Here is a 16,424-nt window from a genome sequence, read left to right as displayed (position 1 = left end):
CCCGGCTTCGCATTCCCCAGTCCCGCACGGCATAGGTGAACTGTCAAGAACCTCCCGGGGGAGGCTCCAGGGGGCGCCCAGAGGCATGCGCCGTCGGCCGGTGGGGCTGTTGGCGCCGACAGGAGTGCGAAGCCACTACGGGGCGCGGAACGGCTCCGCGCGCCGATAACCGACGCGGTCGGCGCCCGGCAAGTTTCAGCAAACCGACGGATCAGCCACATATTCACTCGTACGAGTGAATTCTGGTACCGGCTCCCGCCAGTTCCGGCCAGTCGTTGTCGGCCCTGTCGGCCCTGTCGGCCCTGTCGGCCCCGTCAGTCCCGTCAGTCCTCGTCTCCCACCCGCTCCAGCAGCGCCACCGGCAGCCCCGCGAAGAGCTCGCCCACGCGCGCGTGCCCCGTGAACTCCCGCCCCGGCGCCAGCGCGTCGGCCCACCGCCCCGGCGGCAGCGGCAGGACCGTGTCCCGCCAGCCGCCCGCGTCGGCCAGCCGCAGCGACAGCCGGGTCACCGCCGTGACCACCTCCCCGGAGCGCGCGAACGCCAGGCAGTACTCCGCGGCCGGCCCCTCGGCGGTCAGCGGCGTGTACGTCGCCGTGCCGCCGAAGACGTCCGGGCGCCGGGCCCGCAGCCGCAGCGCCGCCGCCGTCACCGCGTCCTTCTCGCCCGGGTGTTCCGGCGGGAAGGCGGCCGGCCGCCGGTTGTCCGGGTCCACCAGCGCCCGGTACTCGCCCTCCGTGCCCTGGTAGACGTCCGGCACCCCCGGCATCGTCAGGTGCACCAGGGCCGTCCCCAGCACGTTCGCCCGGACGTGCGGCGCCAGCGCGGCCCGGAAGGCCCCCACGCGCTCTCCCGGCGCCCCGCACGGCCCCGCCGCGACGAACGAGACCACCGCCTCCTCGTACGGCGGCTCCTGCTCCGTCCAGCTCGTGTACAGGCCCGCCTCCCGTACGTGCTTCACCAGCGCCCCGCGGACCCGCTCCGGATCCGCCGGGCCGAGCCCGAACACCGTCTGCCAGGCCGCCCAGGCCAGCTGCGCGTCCGGCACCCCCTCGTCGTCCCGGGTCACCTCGGCCAGCACCTCCGCCCAGCGCTCCGGGCACTCCGTCAGCACCGCGAGCGCGGCCCGCACGTCGGCGCTGCGCTTGGTGTCGTGCGTCGTCACCACCGTCCCGGTGAGCGGCCAGTCGCGCTGCACGCGCGCGCAGTAGGCGTGGAAGGCGTCGGGGGAGACGCCGGGGCTGCCCGGGTCCCCGCCCACCTCGGTCGCCGACAGCAGCGGCACATAGCGGTAGAACGCCGTGTCCTCCACGGACTTGGCCCGCAGCGCCGACGCGGTCTGCGCGAACCGGGTCCGGAACTCCGCGGTCCCCGGCCCGTTCCCCGCCAGGAGCAGCCCGCGCACCACGTCCACCGCCCCGCCCTCCGCGGGCACCACGAAGGCCCGCCGGGCCTCCTCGGCGGCCTCCGCGGTGACCACGGCGGCCACGTCGCCGGAGGCGTACGGCCGGTACACCCGCATCCGCACCAGCAGCTCCTGCAGCGCGGTGCGCAGCGCCCAGGGCGCCCGGTCGCGCAACGCGGGATCCGGCGACGTCGCGCACACGCGCGTGGCCGCCCGCGTCAGCCGGTCCGTCTCGGCCGCCAGGTCGTGCGTGATCACCTTGTACGCCGCCCGCCGCACGGTGGCCGCCCAGTCGCCGCCGCGGTCCGTCTGCGGGGCCGCGAACCCGCGGTACCCGTCGAGCAGTTCACCGGCGCCCGCGGCATCCGTGAACAGGCCGTCCACGTGCCGCAGGGCGTCGTACCCGGTGGTCCCCGCGACCGCCCAGCCGGCCGGCAGGTGCTCGCCGTCGGCCAGGATCTTCTCCACGACCGTCCAGCGCCCGCCGGTCGCCTCGTGCAGCCGTGCGAGGTAGCCGTCGGGGTCGGCGAGGCCGTCGGGATGGTCGACGCGCAGCCCGTCCAGCACGCCCTCGTGCAGCAGCTGGAGGATCTTGCCGTGGGTGGCCTCGAACACCTCCGGGTCCTCCACCCGCACCCCGATCAGCTCCGAGATGCTGAAGAACCGCCGGTAGTTCAGCTCGGTGCGGGCCAGCCGCCACCACACCGGGCGGTACCACTGGGCGTCCAGCAGCTCCGGCAGCGGCAGGTCCGCGGTGCCGTCGCGGAGCGGGAAGGCGTGCTCGTGATAGCGCAGCACGTCCCCGTCGACCGTCAGCTGCCCGAGCACCTCGCCGACCGGCCCGCCCAGCACCGGCACCAGCAGCTGCCCGCCCTGCGCCTCCCAGTCGATGTCGAACCAGCGCGCGTACGGCGACTTCGGGCCCTCCCGGAGCACCTCCCACAGGGCGTGGTTGTGCCGGGGGGACATCGCCATGTGGTTCGGCACGATGTCGGCGACGAGGCCGAGGCCGTGCTCCCGCGCGGTGCGCGACAGCGCCCGCAGCCCTTCCTCGCCGCCGAGTTCCTCGCGCACGCGCGCGTGGTCCACGACGTCGTAGCCGTGCGTGGAGCCCGGGACGGCCTCCAGGACGGGGGAGAGGTGGAGGTGGGAGACACCGAGCGAGGCCAGGTACGGCACCGCCGAGGAAGCTGCCGAGAAGGGGAAGCCAGGCTGGAGCTGGAGTCGGTAGGTGGCCGTCGGGACGGTGGGGGTGCTTCGCGCGGCTGTCATGCGGACGTATGTACCCGTCTGGTCGGCTTCTGTGTCACCGGGTGCGGTACGCGCCCTGAAGGGGCGCTGGGGGTACCCCCGGCCGAAGGCTGGGGGAGGAACTGCGCGACCAGCCCCCACCGGCCCGCACCCGTACAACGGCCTGACGGAGTGCGCATCCCTACGCCGGCCGCTTCAGAACGGTCAGGCTCCGGCCCACCAGCGTCAGACGTTCGCCCCCGTCCACCTTCACCCCGGGCGGCACCGGCTCCGCCTGTGCCGTGTCGACCACCACCTCCCACTGCCGGCCGTGATTCACCGGCACCACGAAGTCCAGCGGCTCCGGCGACGCGTTGAACATCAGCAGGAAGGAGTCGTCGGCGATCCGCTGGCCCCGTGTGTCCGGTTCCGAGATCGCGTTGCCGTTGAGGAAGACCGTGAGGGCCGACGCCTGGGCCGAGTCCCAGTCCCGCTGGACCATCTCGTGGCCCTCGGGGGTGAACCAGGCGATGTCGGAGAGCTCGTCGTGGGTGCCCTCCACCGGGCGGCCGTGGAAGAAACGCCGGCGCCGGAAGACCGGGTGCTCCTTGCGCAGCCGTGCCATCGCACGCGTGAAGGCCAGCAGCCCGCTGTCGTCGTCGGCACCCGGCCAGTCCACCCAGGACACCTCGTTGTCCTGGCAGTACGCGTTGTTGTTGCCCTGCTGGGTGCGCGCGAACTCGTCGCCGTGGCCGAGCATCGGCACGCCCTGGGACAGCATCAGCGTGGCGATGAAGTTGCGCATCTGCCGCTCGCGCAGTTCGAGGACCGAGGGGTCGTCGGTGTGTCCCTCGACCCCGCAGTTCCAGGACCGGTTGTGGCTCTCGCCGTCCCGGTTGTCCTCGCCGTTGGCCTGGTTGTGCTTGTCGTTGTACGAGACGAGGTCGTGCAGGGTGAAGCCGTCGTGGCAGGTGACGAAGTTGATGGAGGCCAACGGGCGGCGGCCGTCGTCCTGGTAGAGGTCGGAGGAACCGGTCAGCCGGGACGCGAACTCCGCCAGTGCGCGCGGCTCGCCGCGCCACAGGTCGCGCACGGTGTCCCGGTACTTGCCGTTCCACTCGGTCCACAGCGGCGGGAAGTTGCCCACCTGGTAGCCGCCCTCGCCCACGTCCCACGGCTCGGCGATCAGCTTCACCTGGGAGACGACCGGGTCCTGCTGCACCAGGTCGAAGAACGACGAAAGCCGGTCCACCTCGTGGAACTGCCTCGCCAGGGTCGCCGCGAGGTCGAAGCGGAAGCCGTCGACGTGCATCTCGGTGACCCAGTACCGCAGCGAGTCCATGATCATCTGGAGCACGTGCGGGGACCGCATCAGCAGCGAGTTGCCGGTGCCGGTGGTGTCCATGTAGTAGCGCGGGTCGTCGGTCAGGCGGTAGTACGACTGGTTGTCCAGGCCCCGGAAGGAAAGCGTCGGGCCCAGGTGGTTGCCCTCGGCGGTGTGGTTGTAGACCACGTCGAGGATCACCTCGATCCCGGCCTCGTGCAGCGCCCGCACCGCCGACTTGAACTCCAGGACCTGCTGGCCGCGGTCGCCCCAGGAGGCGTACGCGTTGTGCGGGGCGAAGAAGCCGATGGTGTTGTAGCCCCAGTAGTTGTTCAGGTCCATGTCGACCAGCCGGTGGTCGTTCACGAACTGGTGGACCGGCATCAGCTCCAGGGCCGTGACGCCCAGCGCCGTCAGGTGGTCGATGACGGCCGGGTGGGCCAGGCCCGCGTAGGTGCCGCGCAGCTCCTCCGGCAGGCCCGGGTGGCGCATGGTGAGGCCCTTCACGTGGGCCTCGTAGATCACGGTGTGGTGGTACTCGGTGCGCGGCCGGCGGTCGTCGCCCCAGTCGAAGTACGGGTTGATCACCACCGACGTCATGGTGTGCGGCGCGGAGTCCAGGTCGTTGCGCTTGTCGGGGTCGCCGAAGTGGTAGCCGTACACCTCCTCGCCCCAGTGCACCGACCCGCTGACCGCCTTCGCGTACGGGTCGAGCAGCAGCTTCGCCGAGTTGCAGCGCTGTCCGCGCCCGGGGTCGTACGGGCCGTGCACCCGGAAGCCGTACCGCTGCCCCGGCATCACGCCGGGCAGGTAGGCGTGCCGGACGAAGGCGTCGCTCTCCCGCAGTTCCACCGCGGTCTCGGAGCCGTCGTCGTGCAGCAGACACAGCTCCACTCGGTCCGCGGCCTCGGTGAAGACCGCGAAGTTGGTCCCGGCGCCGTCGTACGTGGCGCCGAGCGGATATGCCTCTCCAGGCCAGACCTGCATGAAGTCGACTCTTCCAGGTGTGTCCTGCGCCCGGGGGCGCCTTGGTCATGAGTCTGCCCGAAAGTCGTGGAACCCCATGTGACTTACACCCCTCTTACCCGGCGACCAGTGCACACAGCGGCCCGTGTGGCGACGTGTGCCGAACCAGTGGGGCAATCACGTACTCCCTGTGACCAAGGGGGAGTAGGGGGAAGATGTGCGCAAGATAGTGCACCGCCATCTGGGCAAGGTGGTGGCCGGTGCGGGACTGGCGGTGGCGGGGACCGCCGTGATGGTCGGGATCACCCTGCCGGGCACGGCAGGGGCGAACGAGTCGGGAGGGAGCGACGGGAACGCGGCAGTGGCCGCGCAGCAGGGGGGCCAGGGGCAGGACGCCGTCAAGCCGGGCGTGGTGGAACAGGCTCCCGCCGAGGGGAAGAAGGGCACGGGCAGCGACCCGCTGACCGACGACGAGACCAGGCGTGTCGAACAACTCGCTCTGACCAAGCAGATGTTCGGTGCCGGGGAGAACGTCGAGGGCCGGCGCGGCCCGGAGCGGCTCAGCGTCGATCTCGCCGAGCCGGACGCGAACGAACTGGACAGCTCGGACGCGCCGCGCCGCGCGGACGTGACGTTCTACGACTACCGGGACGACACCCTCGTCACCCGGACCGTCAACCTCGACACCGGCAAGGTCGAGCACACCACCAGCAGCAAGGGCGTCCAGCCGCCGCTCAGCCACGACGAGAACGTCGAGGCGCTCAAGGTGCTGGTCGCCGACCCGCTCGGCGCCGGACTGAAGGCGGACTTCAAGGACGCCACCGGCACCGCGCTGACCGACCCGGAACAGCAGCTGCTGCTCAACAGCGCGGTCTACCGCGCCACTCCGGGCGCCCAGCCGGCCGCCCTCGACGCGTGCGGCGAACACCGCTGCGTGCGGCTCTTCCCCAAGGTGAAGAACGGGCCGTGGATCGACGCCAGGTCGCTCATCGTCGACCTGAGCGCGCGCAAGGTCGTGAAGCTCGGCCGCTGAGCCGGCCCCTCCGTCCGCCTTTCACCTCTCACCCTGCATCTCCCGTACCAGGAGTCACTTCGTCATGCACGTGAACCTGCGCGCGAGCACGCGCGCGCCCAGAATCCGCCACGCCCGCAGGACGGCCGCGGTGGGCCTGTCCGCGGTCGCGCTGGCTGCCGGCGCCACCACCGCGGCCGGACCCGCCGTCGCCCAGCCCAAGCAGGCCGCCGCGCCCGCCGCCGACTGCTCGGCCGCCTACCGCATCGAGCAGAAGCTCTCCACCGGTACCACCTGGCGGATGTGCTGGCGCTACGACAGCAAGGCCGGACTGGTCCTGGAGCACATCTCCTACCAGCCCAAGGGCGAGTCGGCCCCCATCAAGGTCCTCTCCAGCGCCCGCCTCGCCCAGATCGACGTCCCCTACGACGACGGCAGCGTCGAGTACGACGACCTGACCGGCTTCGGCTTCGCCCAGGGCCTGGTACCGCTCGACTCGGCCGAGTGCCCCGGCGGCACCATCAAGACCGTCAAGGTCCCCGAGGCCTGGGACCCGGCCCACCCGAACGTCAACGGCCTGTGCACCACCACCCGTTCGCGCGGCCACGCGTACCGGATGCAGGCCGACACCGGCAACCGGGTGTACCAGCAGCAGGGCAAGGACCTGCTGGTCTACACCGTCAACAAGGTCGGCTGGTACGAGTACATGACCGAGTGGCGGTTCCAGGACGACGGCACGATCAACATGAACGTCGGCGCCACCGGCAGTCTCTCGCCGGGTGACTACGACGCCGGGGACGGCCGCGGCTGGCCGATCGGCAAGGGCGCACACGCCTACGCCACCAGCCACGCCCACAACGTCTTCTGGAAGCTGGACTTCGACCTGGACGGCTCCTCCAAGAGCCGCGTCGAACAGTACGACTCGGCGGTCAGCGCGCCCACGCACGGCCAGGAGGCGCCCACCAACAAGACCACCCGCACCGACGTCACCAAGGAACTCGCCGGTGACGCCAAGAACATGCGCTGGTGGCGGGTGGTCAGCACGGCCGGCAAGAACAAGGACGGGCACCCGCGCTCGTACGAGATCGTCCAGGGCGCCAGCACCAAGTACCCGGGCCACCCCTTCACTTCGCACGACGTGTACTTCACCCAGTACGACAAGTGCGAGCTGTTCGCCAGCAACAACCCGGGCTGCGCGACCGGACACCCCAAGACCGTCGACAAGTTCGTCAACGGGCAGACCCTCACCAACCCCGTGGTCTGGGTGAACGTCGGTTTCCACCACATCGCGCGCGACGAGGACCAGCAGCCGATGCCGGTCCACTGGCAGGGCTTCGCCATCGCCCCGCGGGACGTCACCGCTATGAATCCGCTCACTCCGGCAGCCCTTGCTGATCAGAACGGACAGCCCGGAAACGGTAGTTGAGAAACGACCTGTCCATCCGGCTGCACCGCCGACCACTCCCGGAGTACCCTTCCTTGATCGTTGGCACAGGGAGAGCTCGGGGGAGCGGAAGGCGGTGCACGGGTGGGCTCGGGAGGCCTGGAGCTGCCCCCTGGTGACGAGGGTCACGAGGGGAACTCCACAGACGTCCCGCCCGGCGCGGTGTCCCTGGCCCGGCCGATGGACGCCACGGGCTCCATCGGACCGGAGCTGGAGTGGGACGCCGACGCCTGGCTGGAGGTGCGTACGCGCGCCCAGCGGGCCGGCCGGGCCTACATCTGGCTGAACCTCGTCGAGCAGCGGATGCGCACGGTCGTGGCCGCCGTGCTGCGGCCCATCTACGAACCCGTCCACGGCGACGAGTGGGTGGTCGCCGCGGCCGGTCCGGCCGGCCAGGAGTGGGTCCAGCGGGCGGTCGCGGTCCGCGAGGTCAGCCGCCGCAAGGGGTACCTGCTCGACCCCGCCGACGACAACGTGCTCAGCTTCCTCACCCTGCCCCAGCTGCGCGAGCTGATGGTGCAGCACTGGCCGTGCTTCGAGCCGTACTTCGACGAGCGCCGGGACGTCGAACTCGCCCTGGACGAGCTGGAGGTGACCCGCAACGTCGTCTCCCGCAACCGGGCGCTGTCCGGGGCCGTCCTCGACCAGGCCGAACGCGCCTCCGCCCGGCTCCTGGAGATGCTCGGCGCGGGCGGTGACGTGCCCTCGGCGCGCCGGCTCCCGGTGGACGCGGTGGAGGACCTGGTCGGCGACCGCTACGCGGACGTCGTCGCCGTCCACCCCGACCGGGTCCGCCTCATGCGCCAGTTCCCGGCCGAGGACCTCTTCGGCGGTGCCCGCCGCCTGGACGCCATCGGTATCGGCCTGAACCTGCTCGTGCAGAACTTCTCCGGCCGCCGCCTGGTCCGGCTCGCCGAGACCGGCTGCCGGGTCCGCCTCCTCTTCCTCAACCCCGCCTCCAGCGCGGTCAAGCGCCGCGAGCGCGAACTCGGGATGAAACGGGGCGAACTGGCCCGCTCGGTCGAGATGAACATCCTCCACATGCGCCGGGTCCGGTCCCGACTGCGCGACCCGGGCGCCTTCGAGATCCAGGTGTACGACGACACCCCCCGCTTCTCCGCGTACCTGGTCGACGGTGACGGCGCCGACGGCGTCGGGATCATCCAGTCCTATCTGCGCGGGGCGCGCGGGATGGAGTCACCGGTGCTGGTGCTCCGCAACGGCAGCAAGGTGGTCAAGTCGGACGACGTCATGGAGACGGGCCTCTTCCCGACATACCGCGAGGAGTTCGAGACGGCTTGGGCGGATTCGCGCCCGGTGTCCTGACGCATGCGTGCGGCGGTGCCACGCCGGTAAGCGGAACGCGGTCCTCTGATTGTCAGTGGGGCATGCGAGGGTGGAGACCACTGGGGGAAAGCACCACCAAGAAGGGGGGCCGCCCATGGGCTGGCACCAGGAGCTCCTGATCGGCTTCGACCTGGAGACGACGGGCACGGATCCGCGCGAATCACGGATCGTCACGGGGGCCGTGATCGAGGTCAGGGCCGGGCAGGAGCTGGGCCGCCGCGAGTGGCTGGCGGATCCGGGCGTGGAGATCCCGGCCGACGCCGTCGCGGTGCACGGCATCAGCAACGAGCGGGCGGCGGCCGAGGGCAGACCGGCCGACCAGGTCGCCGACGTCCTCGCGGACGTCCTCACCGGGTACTGGAAGACGGGCGTCCCGGTCGTCGCCTACAACGCGACCTTCGACCTCACCCTGCTCTCGGCGGAGCTGCGCCGGCACGGACTCCCGTCCCTCTCCGACCGCCTCGGCGGCCTCGACCCGGCGCCGGTCGTCGACCCGTACACCATCGACCGCTGGGTGGACCGCTACCGCCGCGGCAAGCGGAACCTGGAGGCGGTCTGCGCCGAGTACGGCATCACCCTCGCCACGGCCCACAACGCCTCGGCCGACGCGCTCGCCGCGGCGCGGCTGGCCGGTGCGATAGCCGAGCGGTACCCGAAGATCGCGGTGCTGGGTCCGGCGGAGCTGCACCGGCGGCAGGTGGAGTGGTACGCGGAGTGGGCGGCGGATTTCCAGCAGTTCTTGCGGCGCAAGGGGGAGGCCGACGCGGTGGTCGACGGGGCGTGGCCCCTGCGGGAGCTGGCCGACGTGGTCTGAGCGTGCCGGGTGCGTTGTCGGTCGTCTGCGGCTTCGTCGTGGCTGGTCGCGCAGTTCCTCCCCCAGCCTTCGGCCGGCGGTACCCCCAGCGCCCCTGACGGGGCCCGGTTGTGCGGTCAGAAGGGATACCACCGCACCGACTCGTCGCCCTCTCGTAGTGATGCCACCCGGCGTTCGAATTCCGTCAGGGCCTTCGGGTTGCTCGGGGCGTGCTGGGCGACCCAGGCGCAGCTGGCCGTCTCCCGGGCGCCGCGGAGCACGCCGCACCCCTCCCACGCGCGCACGTCCCAGCCGTAGGCCTCGGTGAACGAGTCGTAGGCCTCGGGTGGCATCCCGTAGCGGTCGCGGGAGAGGGCCATCACCACCAGGTCGTGCTCGCGCAGGTCGGAGGAGAAGGTCTCCAGGTCGACCAGGACCGGGCCGTGCGGGCCGACGTGCACGTTGCGGGGGAGCGCGTCCCCGTGGATCGGCCCCGGCGTCAGGTGGGGCGTCAGCGCGGCCGCGGCCGTCGCGAAGCCGTCCCGGCGCTCCCGCAGGTACGCCGCGTCGGCGGGGTCGACCGCGTCGCCGGCCAGCCGCAGCCAGCGCTCCACACCGCCCAGCAGCTCGCGGGGCGGCAAGGGGAAGGGGGGTGCGGGCAGCGCGTGCACGATCCGGAGCAGTTCGGCCAGATCCTGCGGCTCGGCCGGGCGTACCGCATCCGGCAGCCGGTGCCACAGGGTCACCGGGTGGCCCTCGACGAGCAGCGCCTTCGGCTCGGCGGCCCGCACGGCCGGCACGTCCGCCTCCGCCAGCCAGCCGGCGATCTCCAGCTCCCGTCGGGCCCGGTCGAGGAGTTCGGCGTCCCGGCCGACCTTCACCACCAGGTCGCCGGCGGTGAACACCGCGTTCTCCCCCAGGGCCAGGAGCGCCGCGCCGGCCGCCCCGCCGGGCAGTACATCCGCCGCGGCCAGTACGTCCCGCGCCCTTGCCTCGTCCATCGCCTGCCTCCGTGTCCGCCGCTGTGCGTGTGCACACGGCGTCGTCTTCTCGCCATCCGCCGGCCAGTCTCGCATCCACGGAGGTCGGACCGGGTGCGCGGTGCCTTGACGAGACCACCTGCCTTCACGACCATGACCAGGCCCGACCGGGCCGCGCAGAGGGGGATGACGTGGCATTGGCGACTGACGCGGCGGACCCGCGGCGACCCGCCGCCTTACGCATGACCGACCGCGGCGCCTGGTTCCTGGTCCTGCCCGCCGTGATCCCGATCCTCGTGCTGAGCGTCGGCCCGCTGCTCTACGGGATCCTGCTGGCGTTCACCGACGCCCAGTCCGGCCGGACCGCGGCGACCCGGTGGACCGGTGGCCTCAACTTCCGGGACCTGCTGCACGACACGCTCTTCTGGGAGTCGTTCCGGATCGGCCTGGTCTGGGCCGTCGGCGTGACCGTGCCCCAGTTCCTGCTCGCCCTCGGCCTCGCCCTCCTCCTCAACCAGGAGTTACGGCTGCGCCGGCTGGCCCGCGCCCTGGCGATCGTGCCGTGGGCGATGCCCGAGGTCGTCGTCGGCATCATCTGGCGGCTGGTCTACAACCCCGACGCGGGCGTCCTCAACGAGACCCTGCACGACCTCGGCCTCGGCGACGGCCGGGACTGGCTGAGCGGCCTCGGCACCGCCCTGCCCGCCGTGATCGTCGTCGGCGTCTGGGCCGGGATGCCGCAGACCACCGTCGCCCTGCTCGCGGGACTCCAGAACACCCCGCGCGAACTGCACGAGGCGGCGGCCGTGGACGGCGCCGGCGCCTGGCGCCGCTTCCGCACGGTCACCTGGCCCGCCCTTAGACCGATCGCGCTGGCCGTCACCGCACTCAACCTGATCTGGAACTTCAACTCCTTCGCCCTGGTCTACGTCCTGACCAACGGCGGCCCCGGCGGCAAGACCCGGCTGCCGATGCTCTTCGCCTACGAAGAGGCCTTCCGCTACGGCCAGTTCGGGTACGCGGCGGCGATGGGCTGTGTGATGGTCGCGGTGATCGCGGTGCTGCTCGCCGTCTTCCTGACGGGACGCCTGCGGGGAGGCGAGGACGCGTGAAGACCCGTACCGCAGCCCGCGCCGGCCAGTACGCGGCCCTGCTGGCCTACCTCGTCTTCCTGGCCTTCCCGCTCCTGTGGCTGCTCTCCACCGCCTTCAAGTCCCCGCAGGAGCTGGGCAGTCTGCACCCGACCTGGATCCCCCGGCACCCCACCCTGGCCAACTTCCGCCAGGCCTTCGACGAGCAGCCCCTGCTGCGCGCCGGTCTCAACTCCCTGCTCGCCGCGCTCGGCGCCGCGCTGATCGCCGTCGTGCTGGCGACCCCGATGGCATACGTCATGGCCCGGCGCCGCAGCGCGCTGTCCCGGGCGGCCACCGGGTGGGTGGTGGTCAGCCAGGCCTTCCCGTTCGTCCTGGTGATCATCCCGCTGTTCCTGGTGCTGAAGAACCTGCGGCTGATCGACTCCCTGTCCGGGCTGGTACTGGTGTACGTGGTGTGGGCGCTGCCGTTCGCCCTGTGGATGCTCGTCGGATTCGTCCGCGCGGTACCCGTCGAACTGGAGGAGGCGGCGGCCGTCGACGGGGCCGGGCGGCTGCGGACGCTGGTGTCGGTGACGGCACCGCTGCTGGCGCCGGGGATCGTGGCGACGGGGCTGTTCGCCTTCGTCACCGCGTGGAACGAGTTCTTCTTCGCACTGGTACTGCTGAAGACACCAGAGAAACAGACCCTGCCGGTCGTGCTCACCCACTTCATCGGCGCGGAGGGCGTGGCCGACCTGGGCCCGCTGGCGGCGGCCGCCTTCCTCGCCACCCTGCCCTCGCTGGTCGTCTTCGCGCTCGTCCAGCGGCGGATCACGGGCGGGATGCTCGCCGGGGCGGTGAAGAGCTGATGCGCTCCAGGATCGGCACGGCCGTCGTCGTCCTCCTTCTGCTGCTCGCGGGCTGCACCTCCGCCACCCGCACCGGCGGCCCGGTCACCCTCCGCTTCCAGTCCCTGGCCTGGCAGGACGAGTCGGTCGCCGCCAACAAGGAACTGGTGAAGGAGTGGAACGCCACCCACCGGGACGTCAAGGTCGAGTACGTCCAGGGCAGTTGGGACAGCGTCCACGACCAGCTGCTCACCTCCTTCGAGGGCGGTGAGGCCCCAGACATCATCCACGACGCCTCCGACGACCTCGCGGACTTCGCCTACGGCGGCTACCTCGCCGACCTGACCGGACTGCTGTCCGCCCGCCTCAGGTCCGACATACCGGAGCGGAGCTGGGAGACCGCCACCTTCGGCAAGGGCGTCTACGGCGTGCCCTTCCTCCAGGAACCACGGGTACTGATCGCCAACAGGACCTGGCTCGCGCAGGCCGGCGTGCGCATACCCACCCCCGAACACCCCTGGACCTGGGCCGAGTTCCGGCAGATCACCGAGCAGCTCAGCGGTGCCGGCAGGTACGGCGTCGCCTGGCCGCTCAAGGAGCCCGTCTCCGCCACGCTCAACCTGTCGCTGTCGGCGGGCGGACAGCTCTTCCACCGGGGCGCCGACGGCAAGGTGACCGTGCGGTTCGGGGCCGCCGACCAGGTCGTGCCGCGCACGGTCCACGACCAGGTGAACGTCGACCACAGCGCGCCCGGCTCCACCCTGGGCAGCGGAGGTTCGGACACCCTGCCGGGCTTCTTCGGCGGGAAGTACGCGATGGTCCCGCTCGGCTTCTCCTACCGACAGCAGATCGTCCAGCAGGCACCCAAGGGCTTCGAGTGGGAGGTGCTGCCCGCCCCGGCCGGCGCCGACGGCCTCGCCCAGGGCGTCAGCCCGCAGACGCTGTCCGTCGCCGCGGACAGCCCGCACAAGAAGGAGGCCGTCGCGTTCATCGACTTCCTGCTGCGGCCGGAGAACATGGTCCGGCTCGCCCTCGGCGACTGGATGCTGCCCACCGGCACCCAGGCCCTCAAGGACCCCGCCCTGCACACCGCGAAGTACGGCTGGGCCACCGGCACCGCCCTCGCCGAACACCTCAGCCCGGCCCCCGCCCAGACGGTCCGCGGCTACCCCGAGTGGAAGGACAAGGTGGCCACCCCGGCCCTCCAGGAGTACTACAGCGGCGCCATCGGCCTCGGCGAACTCCGCCACCGCCTGGAGAAGGACGGCAACCTGGTGCTGGCCCGCTACCAGCGCTGACCTCTCATGGGCACAGAACAGGGCCCGTTGACTCCCCCGGAGACCAACGGACCCTGTGTCAAAGGGCGGTGCTCCCTGCTCAGACCGGCAGCCGGTCCTGCTCGTCCCGGCCGGCCGGCGGCGCCACCGCCTCCGGCGACTCGTCGTGCGTCAGGTCGGGCAGCCACCGCAGCCAGCTCGGCAGGTACCAGTTGCGCTCGCCGAGCAGGGCCATCACCGCCGGGAGCAGCACGCCCCGGATGACGGTCGCGTCGATGAGGACCGCGGCCGCCAGGCCCACACCCATCTGCTTCATGGACTGCATGGACAGCGTGCCGAAGATCGCGAACACGGCGACCATGATGACGGCGGCGCTGGTGACGACCCCGGCCGTGGTGACCACGCCGTGCTGGATCGCGTCCCTGGTGGACCGGCCGCGCATCCGGGCCTCGCGGATCCGGGAGACCACGAACACGTGGTAGTCCATGGACAGGCCGAACAGGATCACGAAGAGGAACAGCGGCAGCCAGGTGACGATCGCGCCGACGCCCTCCGCGCCCACCAGCGAGGCGCCCCAGCCGTGCTGGAAGACGGCGACGAGGATGCCGTAGGCGGCGCCCACCGAGAGCAGGTTGAGCAGGATCGAGGTGACCGCGACCGTCAGCGAGCGGAAGGAGAGCAGCATCAGGAGGAAGGCGAAGACCACCACGAAGGCGAAGACCGGCACGACCGAGCCGAGCAGCTGGTCGTTGAAGTCCTGGTTGCCCGCGACGTTCCCGGTGATCGGCGCCTGCACGCCGTCGACCTTGCCGAGCGTGGCCGGCCGTACCTCGTCGCGCAGCTTCTCCAGGCTCCGGCCGGCCTTGTCCAGGTCGGAGCCGCCGACCAGCGGCACGGTGACCAGGGCGACGTTCTGGGCGTCGTGCAGCTTGATGTCGACCGGGCCGCGCGAGGCGCCCGAGCTGATCGCCCGCTCCTTGAAGTCGGTCAGCGCCTGCCTGACCTCGGGGGCGTTGATGTCCTTCGCCCTGACGACCACCTCGGCGGGCTCGGAGCCGCCCGGGAAGGCCTGGTTGAGCCGGTCGTACGTCCCCACGATCGGCAGCGAGTGGCCGAACTCCTGGTCCAGGGTGAGCTGCGAGGTCTTCATGCCCAGCGCGGGAGCGGCGACCGCGAGCAGCGCGCCCACCGCGACGAGCACGGAGACCAGCGGCCTGGCGAGCACGCCCCGCAGCACGGCCGTCCAGAACCGGCTCTCGGACGGCCCGTGGGCCCGCCTGCGGCGGCGCAGGAACGGTAGACGACCCTTCTCCACCCGGTGGCCCAGCAGGGAGAGCAGCGCGGGCAGCACGGTCACGGAGCCCACCATGGCGACCGCGACGACCATCAGGGAGGCCAGGCCCATCGCCTCGAACTCGGCGAGGCCGGTGAAGAGCATGCCCGCCATCGCCACGCACACCGTGACACCGGAGACGATGATCGCCCGGCCGCTGGTGGCGGCGGCGATCCGCAGCGCGGCGTCCGCGCCCCGGCCGGCCTCCCGCTCCTCGCGCTCCCGGCGCAGGTAGAACAGGCAGTAGTCGACGCCGACCGCCATGCCGACCAGCAGCATCACGGAGTTGGCGGTGTCGCTCATCGGCTGCAGATGGCTGACCAGGCCCATCAGACCCATCGTCGCCATGATCGCGGTGACCGCCAGACCTACCGGCAGCAGGGCCGCCACCAGCGCGCCGAAGGCGATCAGCAGGATGCCGAAGGCGACCGGCACGGCGGAGTACTCGGCCCGCTGGAAGTCCTTGCCGAAGGCGTCGTCGTACTGCTTGTTCATGCTGGCGCCGCCGATCTCCTCGATCCGCAGCGTGCCGTGCGCCTTCTGCACCCCCGCCACCGCGTCCAGCACCGGCTGCACCCGGTCGCCCGCGGTCTCGGAGTCGCCGCGCATGTCGAACTGGACGAGCGCGCTGCGGCCGTCCTTCGAGATCGTCCCAGTGACGTACGGCGAGGTGACGTCCGTGACCCTGCCGGTGCCGTCGACGGCCTTCACGACGTCCGTGACGGCGGACTTGAACGCGGTGTCCGTGGCCTTGACCGACGGGTCCTTGGCCTGGATCAGGACCGTCTCGCTCGCCGGTTCCTTGATGCCCGCGTCGTCGATGATCTGCGCTGCGGTGTGGGTCTCGCCCTTGAGCTGGTCGCTCTCGTCGACGTCGACCCGTCCCGCGGCCGAGCCGAGCCCCATGGCCAGGACGACGAACAGCACCCATATGCCGACGGCGGCCCAGCGGTGCCGGGCGCTCCAGCCGCCGGCCCGGGCGGCCAGCCCCCGCACCCGCGTCTCTCCGTTCCCCATGACGGGATCCATGACGGGAATGCCCCCCTCGTGTGCGGTGACGGCCCCGGCCGCCACGGTCTCTTCACGACTTCCTTCGTTCGATTCGAAGGTATGGGCCGAATAAGACCGACTCCTCGTGCTGCCCGGTGAAGTCCGGCGGCCGTCTCTCGTCGCCTGGGAGGATGTCGGGCCCTTACATCTATCCACCCATCTCGGGGGTGATGATCAGGGACGTCCCTTCCGACGCCGCCGATCCCGTTTGTGATTGCGAAACCTTGTTGAACAAGTCACAGGTGCGTGTAGGAGTTGATCCGGACCGGTCCGATCGGCCAGAGTTTCGGGCAGCCCGGCATGCCCGGCACGGCCGTCGTGCCATCCCCCACGGGGCACGACGG

11 protein-coding genes are annotated in these 16,424 nt (G+C 71.5%); 7 read left to right on the top strand and 4 right to left on the bottom strand.

The features are described 5' to 3' along the window. Positions 1 to 323: 323 nt before the first annotated feature. Both treY and glgX read right to left on the bottom strand, forming a co-directional pair. Positions 324 to 2,675: a malto-oligosyltrehalose synthase gene (treY, locus tag ACIQVL_RS11065; RefSeq protein WP_403475120.1), complete on the bottom strand. Its 2,352-nt coding sequence runs from the start codon at positions 2,673 to 2,675 to the stop codon at positions 324 to 326. A gap of 160 nt (positions 2,676 to 2,835) precedes the next feature. Continuing rightward, positions 2,836 to 4,944 (bottom strand): glycogen debranching protein GlgX, encoded by a 2,109-nt coding sequence (gene glgX / locus ACIQVL_RS11060; RefSeq protein WP_403475119.1) that lies wholly within the window; start codon positions 4,942 to 4,944, stop codon positions 2,836 to 2,838. 196 nt (positions 4,945 to 5,140) lie between these two features. On the opposite strand from glgX, the gene ACIQVL_RS11055 reads away from it, so the two are divergent. The 4 genes from ACIQVL_RS11055 to ACIQVL_RS11040 all read left to right on the top strand — a co-directional run bounded on the left by ACIQVL_RS11055 (position 5,141) and on the right by ACIQVL_RS11040 (position 9,540). Then, on the top strand, positions 5,141 to 5,956 hold the full coding sequence (locus ACIQVL_RS11055) for a Tat pathway signal sequence domain protein (protein WP_403475118.1): 816 nt from the start codon (positions 5,141 to 5,143) through the stop codon (positions 5,954 to 5,956). A 64-nt stretch (positions 5,957 to 6,020) separates the two neighbouring features. Continuing rightward, positions 6,021 to 7,361, top strand: a complete 1,341-nt coding sequence (locus ACIQVL_RS11050; RefSeq protein WP_403430272.1) for a copper amine oxidase — start codon at positions 6,021 to 6,023, stop codon at positions 7,359 to 7,361. A gap of 102 nt (positions 7,362 to 7,463) precedes the next feature. Then, positions 7,464 to 8,705, top strand: coding sequence for an SAV2148 family HEPN domain-containing protein (locus ACIQVL_RS11045; protein WP_403430270.1), 1,242 nt, complete (start codon positions 7,464 to 7,466; stop codon positions 8,703 to 8,705). Positions 8,706 to 8,820: 115 nt separating this feature from the next. Beyond that, the gene (locus ACIQVL_RS11040; protein ID WP_403475117.1) at positions 8,821 to 9,540 is read left to right on the top strand and encodes a 3'-5' exonuclease; all 720 of its coding nucleotides are present in this window, start codon (positions 8,821 to 8,823) and stop codon (positions 9,538 to 9,540) included. A gap of 116 nt (positions 9,541 to 9,656) precedes the next feature. Here ACIQVL_RS11040 and ACIQVL_RS11035 read toward each other — a convergent pair whose 3' ends face one another. After that, positions 9,657 to 10,520, bottom strand: a complete 864-nt coding sequence (locus tag ACIQVL_RS11035) for a phosphotransferase (protein ID WP_403475116.1) — start codon at positions 10,518 to 10,520, stop codon at positions 9,657 to 9,659. A 221-nt stretch (positions 10,521 to 10,741) separates the two neighbouring features. Here ACIQVL_RS11035 and ACIQVL_RS11030 point away from each other — a divergent pair, with 221 nt between their 5' ends. The 3 genes from ACIQVL_RS11030 to ACIQVL_RS11020 are packed head-to-tail and all read left to right on the top strand — an operon-like array spanning position 10,742 to position 13,718. Further along, positions 10,742 to 11,611 carry a carbohydrate ABC transporter permease gene (locus ACIQVL_RS11030; protein ID WP_403475115.1) on the top strand — a complete coding sequence of 290 codons (870 nt, stop codon included), beginning with the start codon at positions 10,742 to 10,744 and terminating at the stop codon, positions 11,609 to 11,611. Then, positions 11,608 to 12,441, top strand: a complete 834-nt coding sequence (locus ACIQVL_RS11025) for a carbohydrate ABC transporter permease (protein ID WP_403430264.1) — start codon at positions 11,608 to 11,610, stop codon at positions 12,439 to 12,441. The genes ACIQVL_RS11030 and ACIQVL_RS11025 overlap by 4 nt, the downstream gene beginning before the upstream one ends. After that, complete coding sequence (locus ACIQVL_RS11020; RefSeq protein WP_403475114.1) at positions 12,441 to 13,718, top strand: ABC transporter substrate-binding protein; 1,278 nt, start codon at positions 12,441 to 12,443, stop codon at positions 13,716 to 13,718. Before ACIQVL_RS11025 ends, ACIQVL_RS11020 begins: the two co-directional genes overlap by 1 nt. A 79-nt stretch (positions 13,719 to 13,797) precedes the next feature. On the opposite strand, the gene ACIQVL_RS11015 is transcribed toward ACIQVL_RS11020, so the two are convergent. Then, the gene (locus tag ACIQVL_RS11015; protein WP_403475113.1) at positions 13,798 to 16,047 is read right to left on the bottom strand and encodes an MMPL family transporter; all 2,250 of its coding nucleotides are present in this window, start codon (positions 16,045 to 16,047) and stop codon (positions 13,798 to 13,800) included. Positions 16,048 to 16,424 lie beyond the last annotated feature (377 nt).

Source organism: Streptomyces sp. NPDC090499 (genome assembly GCF_044769305.1).
Classification (GTDB): Bacteria; Actinomycetota; Actinomycetes; order Streptomycetales; family Streptomycetaceae; genus Streptomyces.
The sequence above is the reverse complement of the archived record's forward strand: the minus strand, read 5'-3'. Positions and strand labels throughout refer to the sequence as shown.

Bases quoted from the DNA above. Each gene is read 5' to 3' on its own strand.
- ACIQVL_RS11050 (WP_403430272.1), top strand. From the start codon at position 6,021: ATGCACGTGAACCTGCGCGCGAGCACGCGCGCGCCCAGAATCCGCCAC.
- ACIQVL_RS11015 (WP_403475113.1), bottom strand. From the start codon at position 16,047: ATGGGGAACGGAGAGACGCGGGTGCGGGGGCTGGCCGCCCGGGCCGGC.
- ACIQVL_RS11035 (WP_403475116.1), bottom strand. From the start codon at position 10,520: ATGGACGAGGCAAGGGCGCGGGACGTACTGGCCGCGGCGGATGTACTG.
- ACIQVL_RS11040 (WP_403475117.1), top strand. From the start codon at position 8,821: ATGGGCTGGCACCAGGAGCTCCTGATCGGCTTCGACCTGGAGACGACG.
- treY (WP_403475120.1), bottom strand. From the start codon at position 2,675: ATGACAGCCGCGCGAAGCACCCCCACCGTCCCGACGGCCACCTACCGA.
- ACIQVL_RS11020 (WP_403475114.1), top strand. From the start codon at position 12,441: ATGCGCTCCAGGATCGGCACGGCCGTCGTCGTCCTCCTTCTGCTGCTC.
- glgX (WP_403475119.1), bottom strand. From the start codon at position 4,944: ATGCAGGTCTGGCCTGGAGAGGCATATCCGCTCGGCGCCACGTACGAC.
- ACIQVL_RS11030 (WP_403475115.1), top strand. From the start codon at position 10,742: ATGACCGACCGCGGCGCCTGGTTCCTGGTCCTGCCCGCCGTGATCCCG.